Origin of the sequence: Subtercola sp. PAMC28395 (genome assembly GCF_018889995.1) — a bacterium.
Lineage (GTDB): Bacteria > Actinomycetota > Actinomycetes > Actinomycetales > Microbacteriaceae > Subtercola.
On the sequence record NZ_CP076547.1, the window covers coordinates 2,589,220 to 2,612,666 of the forward strand.

A 23,447-nucleotide genomic window follows, 5' to 3' on the forward strand; every position below is an offset into this window, starting at 1 on the left:
ACCCATCACGAAGGGCAACTCTGTGGCATCCTCCGACTACTCGGCCAGGCACCTGTCGGTTCTCGAGGGTCTCGAAGCTGTTCGCAAGCGCCCTGGCATGTATATCGGCTCGACGGGGCCACGCGGGCTCATGCACTGCCTCTGGGAGATCATCGACAACTCGGTCGACGAGGCGCTGGGTGGCCACGGCAACGAGATCTCGATCATCCTGCACCCTGACAACAGCGTCGAGGTGCGTGACAGGGCTCGCGGCATACCGGTCGACATCGAGCCGCGCACCGGCCTGTCTGGCGTCGAAGTGGTCTTCACCAAGCTGCACGCCGGTGGCAAATTCGGTTCGGGTTCGTATGCGGCCTCTGGTGGGCTGCATGGCGTGGGCGCCTCGGTTGTCAACGCGCTGTCTGAGCGGCTCGACGTCGAGGTCGACCGTGACGGCAAGACCTGGGCGATGTCGTTCCACCGAGGGGAGCCGGGCAATTTCGCCGATGCCGGTGCACCGACTCCTTCGTCGAAATTCACTCCGTTCGAGAACAAGAGCGAACTGCGTGTCGTCGGCAAGGTGGCCCGCGGTGTGACCGGTACCCGCATCAGGTACTGGGCCGACCCGCAGATCTTCACTGAGTCCACGCAGTTCCAGACCGACGAGCTCGTCGACCGGGCACGCCAGACCGCGTTCCTCGTGTCGGGGCTCTCGCTCGACATCACCGACAACCGTGGCGAAGAGACTCTGCACGAATCGTTCAGCTACGAGGGGGGTCTTGCCGAGTTCGTCGACTTTCTGGCACCGGATGCCCCGCTCACCGACACCTGGCGCCTGACGGGTGATGGCAGCTTCACCGAGACCGTGCCCGTACTCAGCGATGCCGGGGCGATGGTGCCAACCGAGCTCACCAGGGACTGCACGGTCGATGTCGCCCTGCGGTGGGGAACGGGGTACGAGACGACGGTCAAGACCTTCGTCAACATCATCTCCACCCCGAAGGGGGGCACGCACCTCGCCGGTTTCGAGGCAGGGCTGCTCCGCTTTCTGCGCACCACCGTCGAAGCCAACGCACGCCGGTTGAAGGTCGGCAACGACAAGCTCGACAAAGAAGACGTTCTCGCAGGTCTCACCGCGGTGTTGACGGTTCGGCTGCCGGAGCCACAGTTCGAGGGCCAGACCAAGGAGATCCTCGGAACGCCTGCCGTTCGCAACATCGTGACCTCGGTCGTGACGAAGTCGCTCTCCGAGAGGTTCTCGTCGTCGAAACGCGACGACAAGACCCAGACAGCGCTGGTGCTCGACAAAGTTGTCGCCGAGATGAAGTCCCGTATCTCGGCGCGCGCCCACAAAGAGACACAGCGCCGAAAGAATGCGCTCGAGAGCTCATCGTTGCCGGCGAAGCTCGTCGACTGTCGCAGCAGCGATGTGGTCTCGAGTGAACTGTTCATCGTCGAGGGTGACTCGGCGCTCGGCACGGCGAAACTGGCGCGCAACAGCGAGTTCCAGGCCCTGCTGCCCATTCGCGGCAAGATCCTGAACGTGCAGAAGGCGTCGGTCTCCGACATGCTCTCGAACAGCGAGTGTGCTTCGATCATCCAGGTGCTCGGCGCCGGGTCGGGCCGTTCGTTCGACCTGGATTCGGCCAGGTACGGCAAGATCATCCTGATGAGCGATGCCGATGTCGACGGCGCACACATCCGCACACTGCTGTTGACGTTGTTCTTCCGGTACATGCGGCCGATGATCGACGCTGGGCGTGTCTTCGCGGCAGTACCTCCGCTGCACCGGGTGGTCGTGATGAATCCGGGCACCAAACCGAACGAGACCATCTACACCTACTCGGAGACCGAACTGCAGGGCGTGCTTGCCGGGCTGAAGCGCACGAACAAGCGCTACCAGGATCCGATCCAGCGGTACAAGGGCCTCGGCGAGATGGATGCCGACCAGCTCGCATTGACGACGATGGACAAGCGACACCGAATGCTTCGCCGGGTTCGCGTCACCGATGCCCAGGCCGCCGAACGCACCTTCGAGCTCCTGATGGGCGACGATGTCGCCCCGCGCAAGGAGTTCATCATCGCCGGGAGCTCAGGGTTGTCGCGCGATCGCATCGACACCTAGCGAACCGACGAAGCATAGCTTCGTCGGCGCTGGCGTCGCGCGATTGCTGTGCAATCGCCATAGCTCCAGCGCGCGCATCGACACCTAGCGAACCGACGAAGCATAGCTTCGTCGGCGCTGGCGTCGCGCGATTGCTGTGCAATCGCCATAGCTCCAGCGCGCGCATCGACACCTAGCGAACCGACGAAGCATAGCTTCGTCGGCGCTGGTTGACCTCAACGCACTATTCGCGCCGGAACGAGGGCCGACGATCAGTCGATCTGACCCTATTCGCTGAGGGGAGCCGCCGCGATCGTGCTGCGAGCTTCGGATGCACGCCGATCGATCTCGTCGAGCTCGGCCGTCGCCGCTGGCAGAGTCTCTCCGCGGCGCGCGAGTGCAGCCTCCAGAAGCCAGTCGGCCAGGGCCGGATTGTTCGCCAGCACGGGGCCGTGGAGGTGTGTACCGATGAGGTTGCCCACCCAGTAGCCTTCGACGCGCTCGTCGGGGGTTACGAGGAGGGTACCGACCGCGTTCGCCCCGGATGCCGCAACAGCTGCCGCGCCAGCGCTGGCCCCGGGCCCTGTGGCCGCGACGTTGCCACGCCCGTAGATGACGTGCCCGATAGCTGTCGCATCGCCGATGTCGACATACGAACCACGGTTCTCGAAGCCGACGAGGAGGCCGAGGCGGGACTCGATGACGAAGTCGCCCACCACTCGCTCCCCCGCAACTGTGGTCGTCACCGGAAACACTCCGGCACCTTCGAGCTCCCGGCCATCCGCGAGCCTGACCCATTCGCCGAGCAGCTGGAATCCACCGCCGACAGCAAGCAGAGGCACCCCTGCTGACGCCAGCGTGTGCAGGGCGGGCGACACCTCGTCGATCCACGGCTCGGTCTCGATCAGCGCCGAGACCGGTCCGCTGCCGATGAACACCAGGTCGGTCTCCGGCGAGATGATGTCGCCGTGCTCAATCCGGTCGACTACTACGGTGAGACCGCGTGATTCGGCGCGGAAGCGCAGAACGTCGACATTGCCGCTCTCGCCGTTCATTCCGAGGGTGCGAGGGAAGAGGTGGGAGATGCGCAATCCGGTCATGACTTGCCCCCGCCTTCGAGCTCTTTGAAACCGAGGATCTTGCGAATGAGCATCATCTGTTCGTAGTTCAGGATCATCGTCTTTCGCCCGGTATTCGGCCGGGGAAGGGCGAGAAACTGTTTGATCGCCGAACGCACGTCGAGTTCGACGGTTCCGACAGGAATCCCGGCGTACCCGAACCGAACAGCGAACTGCCACGCTTTCGAGCCGGTGATCACGTCGACGTGGTCGAGCCTGCTGAGGTCGATGTCATAGATCCACGACGGGTCGGGCGTTCCCTCGTCGACCGCCATGAAGACCTGCTCTGGCGCCGCTTCGAGCGAATCGAGGTTCAGTTGGAGGCTCGCCGGATTCTTCATCATGATGATCTCGATGGCTTCGTTGCCCACGTGAAGCAACTCGCCCCGGCCGTAGACCGTCGTGAGGCCGTTGAGGGCCGCCGTCACGAGCCCAGGGTGAAAGCGGTCACCGAGGATCGCCTTAGCCGTGGCAGCGGCACCGGCGGCATCGAGTGCGTAGTGCAGGCCCCTGGCCGGCAGCCTCACTGCCACGTCACGCCCGTCGATCGCGAGCACAGCCTGGCTCTCACCGAGGTCGGTCACCGTCACCTCGGCTTCGCGATCCCCTGCCTGCACGCCGCCTGTACCGAACCGGTCCGCCGAGGCGACTCCGTGGGCCGAGGCGGCGATGAGCTCCGGAGCGGCACCGAAGAACGTGACCTCACGAGAGCCGGCGAGGCGGGAGTCGAGGTCCACGAGGTGGTTGTCGTCACGATTGAGCACAAGGGCCCGGGTGGCAGTGCCGGCCACTTCTTCGAGCATCCTCACGACTCGTTCGGGCTCGTGGTACCTGTTGAGCTGGTCGATCTGGATGTTCAGCAGCAGCACGGTCGTCGGCTTCAGCATCTTCGCGATCTTGGGGCCGTAGCCTTCGTCGACCTCGAGAATCGCGATGTCAGCGTCGAGCACACCGGTCACCGAAACACTCGAGAGAACAGACGACGCGATGCCCTGAGGCAGGTTGCCACCGGAAGGGTTCGTGAAGACCTTGAGCCCGTGTTCGCGCAGGATCGCCGCCAGCATGTTCGTGGTGGTCGATTTACCGTTCGAACCCGAAACCGCCACAACACCGAGCGGGATGCGCGAGATCGTGTCTTCGAGAAAGCGCGGAGCGATCGTGAGCGCGATGGTGCCCGGGATGGCCGAACCGCCGCCTCGCGCACGTGCGGCGAGCCGAACGGCTCGGCCGACCAGAACAGCCGTCGTGGTGCGAAGACTCAAGGTCTACTCGAGGTAGTCGCGAAGCGACTGCGAACGCGAGGGGTGGCGGAGTTTGGCCATCGTCTTGGACTCGATCTGGCGAATGCGCTCACGCGTCACGCCGAACGTGTCACCGATCTGGTCGAGAGTCTTCGGCATGCCGTCTCCGAGGCCGAAGCGCATGCGGATGACGCCGGCTTCGCGTTCAGAGAGGGAGTCGAGCAACGACTCGAGCTGCTTCTGCAGCATGGTGAAGCCCACGGCGTCAGCGGGCACGACTGCCTCGGTGTCTTCGATCAGGTCACCGAATTCACTGTCGCCGTCTTCACCGAGCGGGGTGTGGAGAGAGATGGGCTCGCGACCGTACTTCTGAACCTCCACGACCTTCTCGGGGGTCATGTCGAGTTCACGCGACAGTTCTTCTGGCGTGGGTTCACGACCGAGGTCCTGCAGCATCTGGCGCTGGACACGAGCCAGCTTGTTGATGACCTCGACCATGTGGACCGGGATGCGGATGGTGCGCGCCTGGTCGGCCATTGCCCTCGTGATCGCCTGGCGGATCCACCAGGTCGCGTACGTCGAGAACTTGAAACCCTTGGTGTAGTCGAACTTCTCGACGGCACGGATGAGGCCCAGGTTTCCCTCCTGGATGAGGTCGAGAAACTGCATTCCCCGGCCGGTGTAGCGCTTGGCAAGGCTCACGACGAGGCGCAGGTTCGCGCCGAGCAGGTGGCTCTTGGCCCGCTGCCCGTCTTTGGCGACCCACTGCAGTTCGCGTTTGACCTGGGGAGTGAGGCCCTCGGCGTTCGCCAGCTTGTCTTCGGCGAACAGCCCCGCCTCGATGCGCATGGCGAGCTCGACTTCTTCGGCCGCGTTCAGAAGCGCGACCTTGCCGATCTGCTTCAGGTAGTCCTTGACCGGGTCAGCTGTGGCGCCCGTGATTGCGCTCGAGTAGACGGGAACGTCATCGTCATCGTCGACGAGCGAGAGGACGAGTGCGCCCGAGGGTAGGTCTTCGGTCGATGCCGACTTCTTGGAGTCGTCGTCGGAATCCGAATCGTCGGCCGAGTCGCTGTCGGCGTCGGGCACGGCAACAACGACGAGCACGTCTTCGGTGTCGTCTTCAACCACGACAACGTCGTCGAGTTCGACCGCTTCGTCGTCGTCGTCTGCGTCGCTGGCGCCAGATGCCTTGCTTGCCGTTGCCTTGCCGCGGGCAGTCGCCTTGACGGCAGGCCCGGTCTTCTTGGCGGCGGCCGACTTGGCTGCTGTTGTCTTGGCTGCCGTTGTCTTGGTTGCCGTTACCTTGGTTGCGGGAGCTTTGGCTGCCGCAGCGGTCTTGGTTGCAGGCGCCTTGGCAGCGGGCGCCTTTGTGGCGGAGGGAGCTTTCGTGGTGGCCATGAGATCACCTTTCACACCGGGCGAGAAACCAGGAACGCCAGATCTGGCGAGCCCGAGTCAAGGTCGACCGGAGTTGTTTTTTGACATTACTAAGACCCATGTCAAGTGCTGGGCTTTTGCGTTGCCGTATGAACGGCCACCCCAATACAAGAACGGGTCTCTAGCACTAATTATTGCACGGATTGAGAAACATTCTGACCTCAACACGATTTGTCAAGTCTTTCTTTGCGTCCATGCCTCAGTCAGTGCAACCCACAGCGGTGCCACCGATATTCCCTCGTCTTCCTCGAGCTGTCGACGTGCTCGCCTTCGGGCTCTCAGCAGGAGGATGACGCCGGCTCCGATCACGACATACTGCACGCAGAAAGCAATCTTGAACGCGCTGAGGTCGTACAGATTCGTGCTCCACCCGAGGTTGTGCTGAAGATCCAGGAGCACACCGATGAGGAACATCATTGTGAAACTGGCCGTGAACCCCCCGACATTCACCACGCCGTTCGCCGAACCAAGGGTGTGCGGCGGGTTGAAGGTGCGCGCGAAGTCGAACCCGATCAGCGAACCAGGCCCTCCGACTCCCATGGCTACCACAAGCAGAATGATGAGCCAGACGGGTGGTGTGCCTGGCCAGAGCAGCACAGTGGTCCAGGCAATTGCGAGCATGGCCACGATTCCCAGCACGAGATTCGACCGCCTCGTCGGAAACCGTGCTGTGAGCAGGCCGAGGATCGGCCCGGAGATCAGACCGGTCACGACGATCACCACGAGGAGCCCGGAAGCAAAGCCGGTGTCGTAGCCGAGGGCCGAAACCATGAACGGAAAGCCCCAGAACAGACTGAAGACGGTTCCTGATGACTGTGTGACGAAGTGCGACCAGAACCCGAGTTGGGTACCGGGACGCCTCAACGTGGGGCCCAGTCGCCCCAGGACGGTGCGAAAACTCGGGGCAGGCGGTGCAATCACCGCTTGCGGCCTGTCGCGCAGGACGATGAGGCTGAGAACGAAGGCGAGAACCGCAACGGAGGCCGCAGAGGCGAAGGCGACGCTCCAGCCGGCGAGGTGCAGAAGGTAGGCGAAGGGCACGGCAGAGAGAATCTGCCCGAGGGCACCGAGATTGCCCATCCACTGGGAGACCTGAGGCACGATTCGGCCCGAGAACCACGAGTTGACGAGCCTGATCACCGAGATGAAGATCGCAGAGTCCCCTGCGCCCACAAGGATCCGGCCGACGATCGCGATGCTGATGTCTGGCGAAAAGGCGAGAATGAGCTGGCCGACGGCCATCACCGCCGTTCCCACGACAACAAGCCAGCGAGGTCCGACTTTGTCGATGAGGATCCCGTTGGGGATCTGTAGTGCTGCGTACACGATCAACTGCACGACGGCGAGGCTCGAGAGAATTGCCGCAGACGTCTGGAACCTGTCAGACGCTGCGACGCCAGCCACCCCGAGGGTGCTTCTCTGCAGGACAGCCGCGATGTAGGCGATCGCGGCCACGCCGAAGATCACCCACGAGCGTCTGGAGTTCATTGATTCGATAATACCGAACGCAACTCACACCCGATGCGCCACCCGGCTGCAACCCGGGGTCGACGATCAGAGGCTCGCGACCGCGGGCCTTCTCTTAGCCTGGATCCACCGATGGAGTATGAGTTGAGGTCGGCGCGTTAAACGGAGAATGCCTGTCTGATCAGGGAAAATAGAGCTTGTCTAAGGTCCTATTACTCTGAAAAGAGAGGCATCTCGCAGGTGCAAGTTTCTCACGTCTCCCGGTCCGCTGCCTGGTCATTCGATGACCCGAATCTCGTGTCGTCCGTCGGCTTACTCCCGGTCATGCGCCTCGCCGAGAACGCAGGCCTCCGTGACCTCGCCGACCAGTGGTTGAGCGTCCCGACAGACAAGGGCGCGAATGCCGGGTTGAAGGTGTCCTCGCTGGTGGCCGGGATGGTCGCCGGCGCGGATTCGATTGATGACATGGCGGTGCTGCGCCACGGCGGGATGGGGAAGATCTTCACATCGATCTACGCCCCCTCGACGTTGGGGTCGTTCCTCCGATCGTTTACGTTCGGGCACGTCCGCCAACTCGACGCCGTCGCGTCCCGGCTGCTGATCAACCTCGCCGCTGAGGCTCCGATCGTGTCACCGCCCGCCGACGGCGGGCTGGTGTTCGTTGATGTCGATGACACGATCATCGAAGTGCACGGCCCGAAGAAGCAGGGCGCCGGGTTCGGATACTCCGGTGTCCGCGGCATCAACGCGCTGCTCGCGACCGTATCGACCGACACCACCGCTCCCGTGGTCATCGGGCAGCGCCTCCGCAAGGGTGCGGCCGGGTCCCCACGAGGCGCTGCCCGGATCGTCGCCGACGCGCTCAAGACCGTCACCCGACTCCCCGGGATGAACGCTGCACCGGTGCTGCTGCGCGCGGACTCCGCTTACTACGGACACGCGACGGTGAGCGCCGCGCTCCGCGCGGGCGCGAACGTGTCGATCACCGCCCGGCAGGATCCCGCGGTGAAACGCGCGATCCACGCCATCCCGGATGATGCCTGGACGAAGATCGAGTATCCGAACGCGATCTATGACCCCGACACCGCCACCTGGACCTCTGTCGCGGAAGTCGCCGAGGTCCCGTTCACTGCGTTCGCCTCCAGACCGAAGAAGGACCACGTGCACGGGCGCCTCGTGGTGCGGCGGATCCCTGAACTGAACAAGAAGAAGCTGTCTCAGCCGACCCTGTTCGACACGCACCGCTTCCACGCGTTCTTCACCACCAGCACCCTCGACACGATCACCGCCGACCAGATCCACCGCCGCCACGCGATCATCGAGCAAGTCAACGCAGACCTGAAGAACTCCGCACTCGCCCACATGCCCTCAGGCGTCTTCACCGCCAACGCCGCCTGGCTCGTCCTCGCCGTCATCGCGTTCAACCTCACCCGCACCGCCGCGACCATCACCGGCTCCGCTCTCGCGTCCGCGACGACCGGGACGATCCGCCAGAAACTCATCAACATCCCCGCGAGGATCGCGACGTCCGCGCGCCGCATTCGACTGCATCTCCCCGAGAACTGGCCCTGGGAAACCGCATGGACCACGCTCGTCACGCATTCGCTGGCTCCACCACGACGCTGACGAACCCGACCAACATGCCACCCCAGGCAACGACGAAACGAACCAGTGGAACACCGCGGCCAGCGAGGGACGCAACACCAGCACGCCCAGCAACACCGAACTGCCCAGAAACCGTCAACGGCTCACCACTCAAAAACATCGGTGAATCCAGGCTTAGAGGCCGGCGAAACCGGGCGAGGCGTCGTCGCCGCGGCGTTTGATCGCCAGGAAGTTCTCGAGCTCCGCTGCGATCTCGTCTGCTGACGGCAGCTCACCGTCTTCGTCCGTCAACGGGGACCTCAATCCGGCGTTCTGCAGGCCGGAATTCTGCATGTAGCTGTCGTGTCGTTCTTCGAGTGTGCCGACCAGCTTCTCGAGCTCCGGGTTGGACTCGACCTGCTGGCCGATCTTCGTCAGGAATTCACGACCTTCTTCGCGCAGGCGATCCGTCGGAAAGATGAGCCCGGTGGCCGCACTGATGCTCTCGAGTGAGGCGACGGCGGCAGAGGGATACTCGGTATCGGCGAGGTAGTGCGGAATCAACAGAACGAAACCGGTCACCGGGTGACCCAGCTCTGCCAGCCTGTATTCGACCAGGTGAAGGGCGTTCGACGGCACCTGGGTGTGCGGCCGCCAGACTGACATCGCATCAGTGAGCTCGATGCGGTTGCCGCTCACGGTCACCCCGATGGGGCGTGTGTGCGGAACAGGCATCGGGATGGCGTGGACCCAGGTCGTCGTCTTGACCTGGAAGAGATCGATGAGTTGCAGGACCGCAGCCGTGAACTGCTCCCACTTGAAGTCGGGCTCGAAGCCGTGCAGCAGCAAGAACGGCTGGCCCAGCTCGTCATTCACCAGGTAGAGCCGAAGAGTCTGCGGCTGGTAGTCGGTCAGGTGGTCCTGGTCGAAGTAGATGATGGGTCGTCGCGCCCGGTAGTCGAGCAGGGCATCGGCGTCGAATTCAGCCACCACCCGACTGTTCAGAGTGTCGAGCACATACTCACCGAGTTGTGAAACCGCACCGCCCGCGTCTGTGAAACCCGTCAGGGCCGCCACCAACGGCAGTCCCTGCGGGATCAGGCCGACCTCGTCTGCCAGTTCGTACAACTCCGCCGGATCCTTCATGTTTCCACTCTAATCCGAGCGCGCACGGCCGCGCCCCGGTTGGAGAACTGCCCTCAGCGAACGCGATACTTGTTGACATGACTCTTCCAGATATTTCGGTTGCAGAATCTCCCGCCCACGACCTCGACGCCGATGTTCTCGTTCTCGCGGCAGGGCGAACGGATGATCGGCTCTTCCTTCTCGGCAGTGACGACCTGCCCGCCGGTGTGGCGGACAGCATCGAATCGATGTTCGACGGGCTCGGGTTCACGGGAAAGAAGGACGAGGTCGTTCGAATGCCCTCGGTGGAGGGCATCCGGTCGAAGGTGATCGTGGTCGTGGGGCTCGGGCAGGCCGGCCCGACAGCGGAGTCGCTGCGGTATGCTGCGGGCGTTGCAACGAGGCGCATCCGTGGGTTCGCCTCGTTCGCGCTTGCTCTGCCGGTGACCGGCGTCGCCGACGTTCGCGCTGTGCTCGAGGGGGCTGCGCTCGGCGCCTACAGCTACACCACCTATCGCAAGGCGTCTCTGGATGCCCGGCAACTCGGCGCGAACTTCCTGGTTGTGCCCACCGGCCTCGACGGGGCGGAAGCGGCAGCGACCCAGGCCCGAGAGACCGCGAGGGCGGTGTACCTGGTGCGCGACCTCGTGAACGAGGCTCCCCTCGACCTCTACCCCGAGTCGCTGGTGGAGCGTGCCAGAAGCGCTGCTGAGGGCCTGCCGGTGTCCCTGAAGGTGTGGGAGGTGGCAGAACTCGAAGCGGAGGGATACGGGGGGATCCTCGGGGTCGGTCAAGGCTCGACACGTGGCCCGCGCCTGGTGCGGGTGTCCTATGAACCCGCTGCCTCGTCGAGCCACCTCGCCCTGGTCGGCAAAGGAATCACCTTCGATTCCGGCGGACTCTCACTGAAGCCGCCGGGCTCCATGATCGGCATGAAGAACGACATGACCGGGTCGGCGACGGTTCTCGCTGTGACCCTCGCCGCTGCAGCACTCTCGCTGCCCGTTCGGATCACGGCATGGCTGTGCCTCGCTGAGAACATGCCTTCCGGCTCTGCCATCAGGCCCGGCGATGTGCTCACGATCCACGGCGGGCGCACGGTCGAGGTCCTGAACACCGATGCGGAAGGCAGGCTGGTGCTCGCCGATGGACTCGTTGCCGCCAGCGAGGAATTCCCCGACGCCATCATCGATGTCGCCACACTGACCGGTGCATCAGTGACGGCACTCGGAAACCGCTACGTCGGCACTCTCGGTGACGACGATCTCGTGAACACCGTCATTGAATCGGCTAAAGCTGTCGGCGAGACGCTGTGGCCGATGCCCATTCCCTCGGAGTTCCGGCCGATGCTCAACTCCGACATCGCCGATCTCCAGAACATCAAGCCAGGCAACACAGCTGGTGGCATGCTGATCGCCGCCGCGTTCCTTCGCGAGTTCGTCGGCAAGACAGCCGAGGGTGGGGCGCAGATCCCCTGGGCCCACCTCGACATCGCTGGCCCTGCAGTCAACGGCGGCGAGGGTTACGGGTTCACACCGAAGGGCCCGACGGGTGTCACCGTGCGCACTTTGCTCGATGTCGCGGAGAAGCTCGGCCGTGCATCCGAGTAGTAGGCTCGGGAGGGCGAAAAAATATCTCGCCATCGAGAGACCTGCTGTTGTCGGCCGGTCGTTTCACGGATACGAAACGCTAAGGGAGTCTTTGAGTGTCTGAGCAGAATTTTGACATTGTCGTTCTCGGCGGAGGAAGCGGCGGCTACGCGGCAGCTCTTCGTGCCAGCCAGCTGGGTTTCAGCGTCGCGCTGGTGGAGAAGGACAAACTGGGCGGAACGTGCCTGCACAAGGGCTGCATTCCGACCAAGGCACTCCTGCACTCCGCCGAAGTGGCCGATGTATCTCGCGATGCCGGCAAGTACGGCGTCAGGACCACGTTCGATGGCGTCGACCTCGCTGCAGTGACGGCGTACCGCGAGGCGATCGTCGCGAGCAAGTTCAAGGGTCTCGAAGGTTTGATCAACGCCCGCAAGATCACCGTCATCCGTGGCGAGGGTCGGCTCGTGGGCCCGAAGACGGTGCGGGTCGGTGACGACAGCTATGTCGGCAAGAACGTGATCCTCGCAACCGGTTCGTATTCGCGCTCCCTCCCGGGGCTCGAGATCGGTGGACGAGTCATCACCTCCGAGCATGCACTCACGCTCGACTTCATTCCAAAAAAGGTCGCCATCCTCGGCGGAGGCGTCATCGGTGTCGAGTTCGCCAGTGTGTGGAAGTCCTTCGGGTCTGAAGTGTCGATCATCGAAGCTCTGCCCCACCTTGTGCCGAATGAAGAGGAATCGGTCAGCAAGCAGTTCGAGCGCGCCTTCCGAAAGCGCGGCATCGAGTTCTCCCTCGGCGTTCGTTTCCAGAGCGTCACGCAGAACGACTCCGGCGTCGTGGTGACGCTCGAGAGCGGTAAGACCATCGAGGCAGAACTGCTCCTGGTCGCCGTCGGACGCGGACCACAGACTGCCGGCCTCGGTTTCGAAGAAGCGGGTGTCACGGTCGACCGCGGCTTCGTGATCACGAACGAACGGCTTGAGACGAGTGTTCCCGGAGTATACGCAGTCGGAGACATCGTCCCCGGCCTCCAGCTGGCACACCGCGGCTTCCAGCAGGGCATCTTCGTCGCAGAGGAACTCGCTGGCCTGGCGCCGCAGATCGTCGAAGACGTGAACATCCCGAAGGTGACGTATTCCGATCCCGAGGTCGCCTCTGTCGGCCTGACGGAGGCCAAGGCCGTTGAGAAGTACGGCACCGACAAGGTCTCGTCGTACGACTACAACCTCGCAGGCAACGGCAAGAGCCACATCATCGGCACCGCTGGTTCGGTCAAGGTCGTTCGGGTCAACGACGGGCCCGTCGTCGGCATCCATATGATCGGGGCACGTGTCGGCGAGCTCATCGGCGAGGCCCAGTTGATCGTCAACTGGGAGGCTTACCCCGAAGATGTGGCATCGCTGGTCCACGCCCACCCGACCCAGAATGAAGCAGTCGGCGAGGCGCACCTCGCGCTTGCTGGCAAACCGCTCCACGCACTCTAGACATAAACTACAAACCAACACCTGAACTGTTTCTGAAGAGGAGACACACTGATGAGCGAATCCGTCAACCTTCCTGCACTCGGCGAGAGTGTGACCGAGGGAACGGTGACCCGCTGGCTCAAGAACGTCGGGGACCGCGTCGAAGTCGACGAACCCCTTCTCGAAGTGTCAACGGACAAAGTCGACACCGAGATCCCATCGCCGATCGCTGGAGTCATCGAGCAGATCCTCGTGCAGGAAGACGAGACAGTCGAGGTGGGCACGCCGCTGGTCACAATCGGCGACGGGTCGGGTGCGGCACCTGCAGAGGCTCCGGCGCCCGAAGCCGCCGCGCCGACCGCCGAGGCCCCTGTTGCCGAAGTACCCTCCGTCGATGCGCCGACCGAAGCCGCAGCTCCCGCACCAGCGGAGCCTGAGCCGGCTCCCGCAGCGCAGGCTCCTGCAGCACCCGCAACTGCTGCTCCAGCTCCCGCACCCGTTGCAGCTCCGGCACCCGCAGCACCTGCACCCGCAGCACCTGCACCCACTACCCCCGCACCGGCGCCGGCTGCGGCTGCACCTGTCGCCGAAAGCACCAGCAACTCCGGCTACGTGACGCCGCTCGTGCGCAAACTGGCGAACGATCAGAACATCGACCTCGCCAGTGTGGCCGGCACCGGAGTTGGCGGACGCATCCGCAAAGAAGACGTGCTTGCTGCAGTCGCGGCTCGTCCCTCAGCAACCGTTTCTCCTGCAGCAGCAGCTCCCGCTGCCCCGGCGCCTCTTGAAGTCTCACCGCTTCGTGGCACAACGGTGCCCATGTCGCGGCTGCGCAAGGTGGTCGCAGAACGCGCCGTCATCTCCATGCAGACAAGCGCCCAGCTCACCAGCGTGGTGGAGGTCGATGTCACGAAGGTTGCGTCATTCCGCGACAGCGTCAAGGCGTCCTTCGCAGAGAAGACGGGAACGAAGCTCTCGTTCCTCCCGTTCTTCGCCCTGGCCGCCGCAGAGGCACTGAAGGCCTACCCGATCATCAACGCCACCATCGATGGCGACTCGATCGTGTACCCCGACAAGGAGAACATCAGCATCGCTGTCGACACGGAGAGGGGACTCCTCACTCCCGTCGTGCGCAACGCCGGCGAACTGGACCTCGCCGGCCTGGCCAAAGAGATCGCGGATCTCGCTGCTCGCACGCGTGACAACAAGCTGAAGCCTGACGAGCTCGGTGGGGGCACCTTCACGCTCACCAACACCGGTTCGCGTGGTGCCCTCTTCGATACGCCGATCGTGTTCCTCCCCCAGGTCGCCATTCTCGGTACTGGCATCGTCACGAAGAAGCCGGTTGTCGTGACTGTCGACGGGGCTGACGCCATCGCGATCCGCTCGACCGTGTACCTCGCTCTGAGCTACGACCACAGGATCGTCGATGGTGCAGATGCCGCGCGCTTCCTGGTCGCAGTGAAGAACCGCCTCGAGGGCGGCGATTTCGCCTCCAAGCTCGGTATCTGAGGAGCGCTTAACTGAGAGATACCGGCCGCCGATACTCCGGTCGCCGGGAAACTCGGAATCGTGTCAGCGAGTTCGTCAATCGGTAACTGCCAGAAAGACCTCTCGGAGTCGCCAACCGGCCTCACCCTTCACCAGAAGGAGTGAGGCCGGTTTGTTGTGTGCCGCGGGTGCCGGTTCAGCAGGCTGTGATTCATTTCCGTGCCACGGATCGACTCTGACAAGAACGGCTCCCCCGGTTCGCTGAAGAATCTCGACCGTCGGTACCGTCGCCGTGCTGGCGAAAGATGCCGTCGTCGGTGGAGTCCCCACGCGGTGACTCCATGCGAATTGAATCAGGTCGGCGGCAAGGAGAGGAGACTGGAACTGGTCCACTTCAGACAGACAGGCTGCTGAACTACCAGAAAGACAGTGATCCCGACTTTCCAGCAGAACTAAGGGCAGCGGCGCGCGGGTCGTCAGCGGTCAACACGTCGGGCGTTAGCCTGCTCGCACGACCTGACGACTCAGGCAGTGTCACAGCGGTAGCTTCTCCCGGCGCTGCTGACGAAGGTGTGCTGGACACCAGCGCGTCGGATGCCGCATAGCCCGACGCCTGGGTGTGGGAGGCTGTCGCTCCGGCGCTGAGGGAACCGACAAGCGCCACCGTGACCACCGAGACGCTGACGATCACCAGTTTCACCCGGGACCTCACCGCCGACGCCGCTCGAGTGAGCTGACGCGCCCCTGCTGCCTTCGAGCGGGCCGCAAGATCTGCGACACGTGCGCGAGGTCGATGGCTCGCCCTGTCTGCTTCGAGGATGCGGTCGACCGCTCTGTCGATGTCGGCAAGAGCGCTGGCTGACTGAGCGTACCAATCGAACTCGGCGGTTTCGCTGGCGACCGTAACGGCTGGTACCACTGGATCGGAGTGAGCCGAAGTTTTCGCCGGAGCAGATGGCGTGCGTGCGATTGCGCATGGCTCAGCACAGGCAAAGAGCGCGGCTTCACACTCGGCCGCGAAATTGCACACCTGCCGAACCCAAACGGCACGGCGGTCTGTACCGCTGGGAGGCATCGAAGGGAGAATCCCTCGGCTGAAGGGGCGGTATCCGGGATGACGGCGGGGCGTGCGGCGCAGCCTGCGTTCAGCGCGTCCAAGTTCAACGAAGAGCTGTCGATGATCTTCATCATCGACCTCTGAGAAGGAGAAGACGTGATGGCAGAGATCGACAAATGCCTGACAGTCGTCCATCGCCGCCGCTCGGGCTCGGCGGGACATCGTTCGACGAGCCCTGCGTGACATCCTCCGCGTACCAGCGGAGGCGGCAGCCGGGCAGCCAGGGGGATGGTTGAGGGGCGGAAGAGTGCGAGCTTCGCCAGTCTCGCTGAGCCAGATGTCTGTGGCACGTATCCGCCCGCTGACCTGGGTCGTCGCGTGAACTTCCGCCAAGGACTGCAGCACCGCTACGAGCACGTTTGTTGCTTCTCCCGGCAGCAGATCACGGGCCTCCAGGAACTCCTGCAGCATCATCTCGTCTGAAGCGGGCACCTCGATCGCAAGCGGACCCCAGCTGGGCAGCGAGGTGTCGGAGGGTGGGGAGTTGACAACCAGAGGAGCGACGGCAGGATTCATGACAACAGAATGAATCGGGGAGGAGACTCCGGGCATCCAGAGCCTCTGAACTGTGAAAAGTTCGCCGACAGCGTTCGTTGTGGACGACCAGACCGCCGACCGGGATGATGGGGCTCCGCGTAACTCGGTACCATGGGTTACATGGCACGTTCCAAAGAAAAGACCCCCAAGAAGCCGAAAGAAGACGGCCGTCTGAAGCAGATGTGGCAAGTCTTCCAAATGACTCGCCGCTATGACAAGAACATCACCCTGATCCTGGTGCTGAGCATCCTCGTACCCGTTGCGATCGGTCTGGTTCTGGCTCTCACACTCGGCGACGGCAACGGTTTCGCGATCACCATGTGGGTTGTCGCAGGCGTGCTGGCGGGCATCCTTCTCGCGCTGCTTCTGCTCGGGCGTCGCGCCGAAGCTGCCGCGTACGGCCAGATCGAGGGTCAGCCGGGTGCGGTCGGCGCTGTGCTCCGCAGTTCACTTCGCCGCAGTTGGCGTGGCAGTGAAATGCCGGTCGCTGTCAATGCAAAGACACAGGATGCTGTCTACCGTGCCGTCGGGCGAGGTGGAGTCGTACTCATCGGTGAGGGCCCCAAGTCGCGCACGACCCGCATGCTCGAAGACGAACGTCGCAAGGTCCTTCGGGTTCTGCCCAACGTGCCCGTCACCTTTCTCTCGGTCGGCCCCGACGCAGACTCGATCTCGTTGCAGAACATCCCGAGAAAACTCGCCAGGATCAAGCCGAACCTCACCAAGCCCGAGGTACTGGCCGTGAGCAACAGGCTCAGCTCGCTGGCGTCGGGCAACTTGCCGATCCCCAAGGGCGTCGACCCGATGAAGGCCCGGCCACAGCGCGGTCGCTGACCCCGCACCCCCGGTCTTATTTGCGAACGAGTACCGTTCCGGCGAACACGTCGTGCAGCCCGCGCTGGTCTGAATCCCAGATGAGCGCGGGAATCGTCAGGATCAAGAGTCCGGTCCGGATGATCGGCCTCCACCAGCCCGCAAATGTTCCGTCGACCTTCACAACCCGCAGCCCCAGCAACAGATGCCCGAAGCCGCTGCCGGTGAACGCGATGAGCACGACCTGCTCAACCACGAAGATGATCGTCGCGGCCCACGCGTTGCCGAAGAAGAATGCCGCGTAGATCACGAAACACACGGCCCAGTCCAGCAACAGGGCACCGATGCGCCTGCCCGGTCGCGCCACCGAACCGCGCCCTTCCTCAGGAAAACCGAGGCGTTCGCCCGGCCAGTTACTGGGCGCGGCACCAGAGAATCGCGACGATGACTTGACGTTGGACACGCGCTGATTCTAAGCGACGCTACTGGTTGCCAACTGACACACAGCCGAAACATCCCCGCCACAGACCCTTCGTAATATGTGGGCGATCACAATCCGCATTCGGCCGCAGTCTGCACGCTGTTGAGAACAGCATGCTGTGTCAAAGGGGTAATAAATGAGTGGAAATGCAGTTCGCCTCCAGGCGATCAAAGACGTTGAGGCTTACGTGCCCCCAGCGGTCAGCTTCGACATCACCGAGGCGCCTGGCCAGGTCTTCGGCGAGAACGTCTTCAACAAAGTCGTCATGCAGAAGCGTCTTCCGAAGTCGGTGTACAAGTCGGTCATCTCGACCATCGAGCACGGCACCACGCTCGACCCGCAGGTAGCAGACGCAGTGGCTTCAGCGATGAAGGACTGGGCGCTCGAGAAGGGCGCGACACACTACGCACACGTCTTCTACCCGCTGACGGGTCTCACTGCAGAGAAGCACGACAGCTTTCTTGAACCCGTCGGCGACGGATCAGCACTCGCTGAGTTCGCTGGCAAGACCCTCACCCAGGGCGAGCCTGACGCCTCGAGCTTCCCGAACGGTGGACTCCGCAACACGTTCGAGGCACGCGGTTACACCGGCTGGGACGTGACCAGCCCGGCATATGTTCTCGAGAACCCCAACGGCAACACGCTCTGCATCCCGACCGTGTTCGTCTCCATGACCGGGGAGGCACTGGACCACAAGACGCCTCTCCTGCGTTCACAGCAGGCGATGGGTGAGCACGCCGAGCGCATCCTCAAGCTCTTCGGCCACACCAATCCCGAGCACGTGGTCTCATTCTGTGGCCCGGAGCAGGAGTACTTCCTTGTCGACCGACACTTCTTCCTCGCGCGCCCCGACCTGCTGAATGCCGGCCGCACCCTGTTCGGCGCGAAGCCGCCGAAGGGCCAGGAATTCGACGACCACTACTTCGGCGCAATCCCTGAGCGTGTGCTCGGGTTCATGATGGACACCGAACGTGAGTTGTTCAAACTGGGCATCCCTGCCAAGACCCGCCACAACGAGGTCGCGCCCGGCCAGTTCGAGATCGCACCGATGTTCGAGCGCGCCAACCTCGCTGCCGACCACCAGCAGCTCCTGATGACGACCTTCAAAACCATCGCCAAGAAGCACGGCATGGAGTGCCTCTTTCACGAGAAGCCGTTCCAGGGTGTCAACGGTTCTGGCAAGCACGTCAACTTCTCGCTCGGCAACTCCGAGGTCGGCAGTGTCTTCGTGCCCGGTGACACTCCCCACGACAACGCCCAGTTCCTCGTGTTCTGTGCCGCGGTCATCCGTGCCGTGCACCTGTACGCAGGCCTCCTGCGGGCATCCGTCGCCTCGGCGACCAACGACCACCGCCTCGGTGCGAACGAGGCTCCTCCGGCCATCATCTCGATCTTCCTCGGCGACCAGCTCGCCGATGTCTTCGAGCAGATCGCCAACGGCCGCGCAACGTCCTCCAAGGGCAAGGGCCAGATGATCATCGGCGTCGACACGCTGCCCGTCCTGCCGACCGACCCGGGAGACCGCAACCGCACGAGCCCCTTCGCCTTCACCGGCAACCGGTTCGAGTTCCGCGCGCCCGGTTCGATGCAGAGTGTTGCCGGCCCGATGACCACGATCAACACGATCATGGCCGACTCGCTCGACTTCATCGCCACCCAGCTCGAGACCGCTGTCGCCGACGGCACCGACTTCGACGAAGCAGTTCAGACCCTTCTCACGCAGATCATCAACGAGCACGGCGCTGTTGTCTTCAACGGCGACGGCTACGCTGACGCCTGGCCGGTCGAAGCTGAGAAGCGTGGGCTTGCAAACCTCAAGACGACTCTGGATGCTCTGCCAGAGCTCATCACAGAGCCGGCCATGGAGCTCTTCGAGAAGTACAAGGTGTTCAACCACCGCGAAATGCACAGCCGCTATGAGATCGGCCTGGAGCAGTACGCACTCACGATCGGTGTGGAGGCCCGCCTCACGCTCGAGGTCGGCTCGACGGCCATTCTTCCCGCAGCCGTCCGTCACCAGACGGAGGTCGCCGTCAACCTAGGCGCACTGAAGGCCGCCGGTGTCGACGCCGATATTGCACTCCTCGACGAGGTGAGCGGCCCGCTTGCCGAGCTGCGGAGCGCATTGTCGACACTGCGCGACGCCCTTGGTGCAGAGGTCGGGCACTCGGCTCTCGCCGAGGCGGAGCACGCGCGCGACGCACTCCTGCCCGCAATGTCTGGGGTTCGCGCAGCAGCCGATGTGCTCGAGGAGATCGTCGCTGACGACCTCTGGCCCCTCCCGACCTACCAGGAGATGCTCTTCATCCTGTAGTCACATCGCTTTTCCGTCCAACTGAACACAGCTTTACGGCGTCAGCCGGCGATCATCCCGAAGAAGAAAGGGGCGGTCGTCGGCTACTCGTCGTGGAGCGGCGTAACATGCCCGAAACAATCGCGATACGACGGGGTAATGGCTTAGCGATAGCCTCGGGGTAGTTGTGATTGCAACTGATCAAGTACCAGCCATTTGGAGCCTCTCAAATGTTCAGTGATTCTTCAGAGGTGCTCAAGTTCATCAAGGACACCGACGTCAAGTTCCTTGATATTCGGTTCACCGACCTCCCCGGTGTTCAGCAGCACTTCAACATCCCTGCCTCAACTGTCGACGAGGAATTCTTCTCCGTCGGCCAGATGTTCGACGGTTCGTCGATCCGCGGGTTCGCCTCGATCCACGAGTCAGACATGCAGCTGATTCCCGACGTCTCGACCGCCTACATCGACCCGTTCCGGGTCGAGCGCACGCTCATCCTGATCTTCGACATCTACAACCCGCGAAACGGTGAGATCTACCACCGCGACCCGCGCCAGGTTGCCAAGAAGGCGGAGAAGTACCTTGCTTCGACGGGAATCGCTGACACCGCGTTCTTCGCCCCAGAGGCTGAGTTCTATATTTTCGACGACGTGCGTTACGAAGTGAAGCAGAACAAGAGCTTCTACTCGATCGACTCCAGCGAGGGTGCCTGGAACACCGGGCGCGAAGAAGAAGGCGGAAACCTCGCCAACAAGACCCCGTACAAGGGCGGCTACTTTCCGGTCAGCCCCGTCGACCAGCACGCCGACCTTCGCGACGACATCTCGCTGAAGCTCATCGACGCCGGCCTGATTCTCGAGCGCGCGCACCACGAGGTCGGCACGGCCGGCCAGGGCGAGATCAACTACCGCTTCGACACCATGGTGCACGCGGCAGACGACATCCTGAAGTTCAAGTACATCGTGAAGAACACGGCCACCCAGTGGGGCAAGACTGCGACCTTCATGCCGAAGCCCCTCTTCGGAGACAACGGCTCGGGCATGCACACCCACCAGTCGCTCTGGAACGACGGCTCGCCACTCTTCTACGACGAAGCTGGCTACGGCGGCCTGAGCGACATTGCGCGCTGGTATATCGGTGGGCTGCTCAAGCACGCTCCCGCGGTGCTCGCGTTCACCAACCCCACGGTCAACTCGTACCACCGCCTCGTGCCGGGATTCGAAGCTCCGGTGAACCTGGTCTACTCGGCCGGCAACCGTTCGGCTTCGGTGCGCATCCCGATCACCGGCACCAACCCGAAGGCCAAGCGCATCGAGTTCCGCGCCCCGGATGCTTCGGGCAACCCGTACCTCGCGTTCGCAGCCCAGCTCATGGCCGGTCTTGACGGCATCCAGAACCGCATCGAGCCGCACGAGCCCGTCGACAAGGACCTGTACGAGCTGCCGCCAGAAGAGGCGAAGAACATCCCCCAGGTTCCCGCCTCCCTCGAAGCGGCCCTGCTGGCTCTCGAGGAAGACAATGAGTTCCTCACCAAGGGCGGCGTCTTCACTCCCGACCTGATCGAGACATGGATCTCGTACAAACGGGAGTTCGAAATCAAGCCGATCGCCCAGCGCCCGCACCCGTTCGAGTTCGAACTGTACTACGGCGTCTGAGTGTACGGTCGCGCCCGTCCCTGTCGGGCGCGACGTATAACGCTCTGCTCAGGTAGCGCGAAGGGCCGCATCCTCATGGGGTGCGGCCCTTTTCGTTCGCTGGCCAAGCGGAGGTTAGGCCACTGGGCTGGTTTTCGATGGGAGCGAGTTTGCTCTGCGAATGCGTACTCCACTTCGGGCGGAGAATCGGGCATCCGGCGTCTTATTGGCTGCCAGAACACCGGATGTTCGTCGAAAGTGTTGAAGGGCGCGGACCGTGTCCGGGGCCAGCGGTGCTTGCGCCGTACCACTCGAACATCGTTTGGGCGTAGCTGAGCCGCACGACGAAGTAGCCCCGCTCGTGCAGGATCAAGATTGAGTGCGCTGTCGCACAGGGCGACCGCATAGTCTCGGGGCTGACAATCGATGGCGTGCATCAGAGCAACGTCGACCGAATCCATGTGGCAGTGACGCGGCGCTCGATACGCAGGAAATGTCCGATGCACGGCGACCCCGCTCTCGTTCGGAATTCCGAGTGCGACCGAGCGTGAATCCCACGGACTGGACGTATTCTTCGATTCTCATGCGATGAGTGTGCGGCGCGGCGGCCTGAAAGCATGGCGGTCCGAAGCGATCTGTGCACTTTCGGCGGAGGAACGGCTCTGTGTGCACACTGTGCCGCCGGGTGTGCCGATCTCCGACCGAAGTGGAGTGGAGCGCGCGCCAGCGTGACGCGGTCGCTCCACGTCCGTTGAGGAGACGGGCCCTGATGCCGAGGCTACTGCTGCTGGTCGGTGAGCGTCACGCCGTAGGACGCCTCCGCCGTATTGAAGAAGGTGTCGCGATCGCGCACGATGGCCTGCGGCGGCAGTTGTTCGGACCGGGTGTGGGCGACCGAGGTTCGTTTCACTGCCGTTCCGATGGCGAGGAATTCGATCAGGCCGCCGCCGAGGTCGTATACGTAGGTCTTGATGCCGATGACGTCGTCGGCACCGACCGCCGTTGCCTGATCGCGGATCTTGCCGAGCGACTCTTCTCTTGCGCCGTAGATCAGCTGCGTCAGTTCGCTGATCTCCCCCTTCACGAAGTTCTTGAAGGCCGAGGTGATGCCGCCGACCAGCCCGAGTGAGTACACCGAAGTGCCCATCACGAGTTTCATCGGTGCATATCCGATTCGGGCCAGGCTCCACATCTCCTCGGCCGTGAGGTCGCTCGTGATCACACCCATGGCTGCCAGCGCCGGGTCGGAGATGTCATGGCGTGAGGCCGTACCGACCATCAGCATCTCCTGCACGGCAGTGCCGCCGAACGGCAGGATGTTCGTAGTGATGCCCACGACCGCATTTGCGCCCACCGACGTGGCTTCATCGACGATCCGCTGGAGCGCCAGATTGCGCGTCTGGGCGAAGAGATCGCTGTACTGTCGCACCTCGCCGCGCGCCATCTGTTTGAAGGCACCAGTGATTCCACGCCCGATACCGATGGAGTACGCCACGTTGCCCATGACGAAGGAGATCGGCTGGTAACCCGCATCGACCTGGCAGAAGAGCTCCTGCCCGTCGCTCGCCGAGGTGAAGGCGACGGCCGGCACCCCGACCTTCTGATGCACCGTTGAGGCCACCGAAAGGAATTCGATGTTCTGGGTGTGGAAGATCAGCTCTGTTGTGACACTGGTTGCACCGTGCCCCTGGTGGTGCTGCATCTCGCCGATCAGCCGCTGCATCGAGAGGTGACGCCCCTGGGTGATCATCGAAGTGATCTCAGTGATCTCCCCACCGACCATTCCCCTGAACCCGGCGCTCATCGACCCGAGGAAACCCCTCGAGAACACACTGTTGCCGACCAGGAGGTTTCCGGGGTGGTAGCCGAGGAGATCGATGCAGTACATCTCGTTGCCGCTCAGTCCGCTCAGAACGGACTGGCGAACCGGCTGGGGCTGGTCTGTCATCTTTGTACCCTTCGACG

Annotated in this window: 16 protein-coding genes; 8 read left to right on the forward strand and 8 right to left on the reverse strand. The window is 63.2% G+C overall.

Annotated features, from left to right (window positions below):
• Positions 1–22: 22 nt before the first annotated feature.
• Positions 23–2,104: a type IIA DNA topoisomerase subunit B gene (locus tag KPL76_RS11910; protein ID WP_216336433.1), complete on the forward strand. Its 2,082-nt coding sequence runs from the start codon at positions 23–25 to the stop codon at positions 2,102–2,104.
• Positions 2,105–2,370: 266 nt separating this feature from the next.
• Here the strand turns inward: KPL76_RS11910 and KPL76_RS11915 are convergent, their stop codons facing one another.
• The 4 genes from KPL76_RS11915 to KPL76_RS11930 form a co-directional block, all read right to left on the reverse strand.
• On the reverse strand, positions 2,371–3,183 hold the full coding sequence (locus KPL76_RS11915; RefSeq protein WP_216333731.1) for a type 1 glutamine amidotransferase: 813 nt from the start codon (positions 3,181–3,183) through the stop codon (positions 2,371–2,373).
• Positions 3,180–4,463: a MurT ligase domain-containing protein gene (locus tag KPL76_RS11920; protein WP_216333732.1), complete on the reverse strand. Its 1,284-nt coding sequence runs from the start codon at positions 4,461–4,463 to the stop codon at positions 3,180–3,182. The genes KPL76_RS11915 and KPL76_RS11920 overlap by 4 nt, the downstream gene beginning before the upstream one ends.
• Before the next feature lie 3 nt (positions 4,464–4,466).
• Positions 4,467–5,843 carry an RNA polymerase sigma factor gene (locus tag KPL76_RS11925; RefSeq protein ID WP_216333733.1) on the reverse strand — a complete coding sequence of 459 codons (1,377 nt, stop codon included), beginning with the start codon at positions 5,841–5,843 and terminating at the stop codon, positions 4,467–4,469.
• A 213-nt stretch (positions 5,844–6,056) separates the two neighbouring features.
• Positions 6,057–7,370, reverse strand: coding sequence for a nitrate/nitrite transporter (locus KPL76_RS11930; protein WP_216333734.1), 1,314 nt, complete (start codon positions 7,368–7,370; stop codon positions 6,057–6,059).
• Positions 7,371–7,589: 219 nt separating this feature from the next.
• Here KPL76_RS11930 and KPL76_RS11935 point away from each other — a divergent pair, with 219 nt between their 5' ends.
• Positions 7,590–8,975 (forward strand): IS1380 family transposase, encoded by a 1,386-nt coding sequence (locus tag KPL76_RS11935; RefSeq protein ID WP_216333735.1) that lies wholly within the window; start codon positions 7,590–7,592, stop codon positions 8,973–8,975.
• 153 nt (positions 8,976–9,128) lie between these two features.
• On the opposite strand, the gene KPL76_RS11940 is transcribed toward KPL76_RS11935, so the two are convergent.
• A complete protein-coding gene (locus KPL76_RS11940; RefSeq protein WP_216333736.1) occupies positions 9,129–10,079 on the reverse strand; it encodes a proteasome assembly chaperone family protein in 951 nt (316 codons plus the stop codon).
• A 77-nt stretch (positions 10,080–10,156) separates the two neighbouring features.
• Here KPL76_RS11940 and KPL76_RS11945 point away from each other — a divergent pair, with 77 nt between their 5' ends.
• The 3 genes from KPL76_RS11945 to sucB all read left to right on the forward strand — a co-directional run bounded on the left by KPL76_RS11945 (position 10,157) and on the right by sucB (position 14,628).
• On the forward strand, positions 10,157–11,668 hold the full coding sequence (locus KPL76_RS11945; protein ID WP_216333737.1) for a leucyl aminopeptidase: 1,512 nt from the start codon (positions 10,157–10,159) through the stop codon (positions 11,666–11,668).
• 95 nt (positions 11,669–11,763) lie between these two features.
• Positions 11,764–13,137 carry a dihydrolipoyl dehydrogenase gene (gene lpdA, locus KPL76_RS11950; protein ID WP_216333738.1) on the forward strand — a complete coding sequence of 458 codons (1,374 nt, stop codon included), beginning with the start codon at positions 11,764–11,766 and terminating at the stop codon, positions 13,135–13,137.
• Between the two features lie 51 nt (positions 13,138–13,188).
• Positions 13,189–14,628 (forward strand): 2-oxoglutarate dehydrogenase, E2 component, dihydrolipoamide succinyltransferase, encoded by a 1,440-nt coding sequence (gene sucB, locus KPL76_RS11955; RefSeq protein ID WP_216333739.1) that lies wholly within the window; start codon positions 13,189–13,191, stop codon positions 14,626–14,628.
• Between the two features lie 394 nt (positions 14,629–15,022).
• Here sucB and KPL76_RS11960 read toward each other — a convergent pair whose 3' ends face one another.
• Positions 15,023–15,526: a hypothetical protein gene (locus tag KPL76_RS11960; RefSeq protein ID WP_216333740.1), complete on the reverse strand. Its 504-nt coding sequence runs from the start codon at positions 15,524–15,526 to the stop codon at positions 15,023–15,025.
• Positions 15,527–16,381: 855 nt separating this feature from the next.
• On the opposite strand from KPL76_RS11960, the gene KPL76_RS11965 reads away from it, so the two are divergent.
• A complete protein-coding gene (locus KPL76_RS11965) occupies positions 16,382–17,095 on the forward strand; it encodes a DUF4191 domain-containing protein (RefSeq protein WP_216333741.1) in 714 nt (237 codons plus the stop codon).
• Between the two features lie 16 nt (positions 17,096–17,111).
• Here KPL76_RS11965 and KPL76_RS11970 read toward each other — a convergent pair whose 3' ends face one another.
• Positions 17,112–17,537: an RDD family protein gene (locus tag KPL76_RS11970; protein ID WP_216333742.1), complete on the reverse strand. Its 426-nt coding sequence runs from the start codon at positions 17,535–17,537 to the stop codon at positions 17,112–17,114.
• A 154-nt stretch (positions 17,538–17,691) separates the two neighbouring features.
• Here KPL76_RS11970 and KPL76_RS11975 point away from each other — a divergent pair, with 154 nt between their 5' ends.
• Complete coding sequence (locus KPL76_RS11975; protein WP_216333743.1) at positions 17,692–19,869, forward strand: glutamine synthetase III; 2,178 nt, start codon at positions 17,692–17,694, stop codon at positions 19,867–19,869.
• A gap of 209 nt (positions 19,870–20,078) precedes the next feature.
• The gene (gene glnA / locus KPL76_RS11980; RefSeq protein ID WP_216333744.1) at positions 20,079–21,503 is read left to right on the forward strand and encodes a type I glutamate--ammonia ligase; all 1,425 of its coding nucleotides are present in this window, start codon (positions 20,079–20,081) and stop codon (positions 21,501–21,503) included.
• 757 nt (positions 21,504–22,260) lie between these two features.
• Here the strand turns inward: glnA and KPL76_RS11985 are convergent.
• A complete protein-coding gene (locus tag KPL76_RS11985) occupies positions 22,261–23,430 on the reverse strand; it encodes a heavy metal-binding domain-containing protein (protein ID WP_216333745.1) in 1,170 nt (389 codons plus the stop codon).
• Between the last annotated feature and the right edge of the window lie 17 nt (positions 23,431–23,447).

Excerpts from the sequence above, each read along its gene's own strand:
- KPL76_RS11915 (WP_216333731.1), bottom strand. The coding sequence starts at position 3,183 with ATGACCGGATTGCGCATCTCCCACCTCTTCCCTCGCACCCTCGGAATG.
- KPL76_RS11925 (WP_216333733.1), bottom strand. The coding sequence starts at position 5,843 with ATGGCCACCACGAAAGCTCCCTCCGCCACAAAGGCGCCCGCTGCCAAG.
- KPL76_RS11930 (WP_216333734.1), bottom strand. The coding sequence starts at position 7,370 with ATGAACTCCAGACGCTCGTGGGTGATCTTCGGCGTGGCCGCGATCGCC.
- KPL76_RS11940 (WP_216333736.1), bottom strand. The coding sequence starts at position 10,079 with ATGAAGGATCCGGCGGAGTTGTACGAACTGGCAGACGAGGTCGGCCTG.
- KPL76_RS11945 (WP_216333737.1), top strand. The coding sequence starts at position 10,157 with ATGACTCTTCCAGATATTTCGGTTGCAGAATCTCCCGCCCACGACCTC.
- sucB (WP_216333739.1), top strand. The coding sequence starts at position 13,189 with ATGAGCGAATCCGTCAACCTTCCTGCACTCGGCGAGAGTGTGACCGAG.
- KPL76_RS11965 (WP_216333741.1), top strand. The coding sequence starts at position 16,382 with ATGGCACGTTCCAAAGAAAAGACCCCCAAGAAGCCGAAAGAAGACGGC.
- KPL76_RS11975 (WP_216333743.1), top strand. The coding sequence starts at position 17,692 with ATGAGTGGAAATGCAGTTCGCCTCCAGGCGATCAAAGACGTTGAGGCT.
- glnA (WP_216333744.1), top strand. The coding sequence starts at position 20,079 with ATGTTCAGTGATTCTTCAGAGGTGCTCAAGTTCATCAAGGACACCGAC.
- KPL76_RS11985 (WP_216333745.1), bottom strand. The coding sequence starts at position 23,430 with ATGACAGACCAGCCCCAGCCGGTTCGCCAGTCCGTTCTGAGCGGACTG.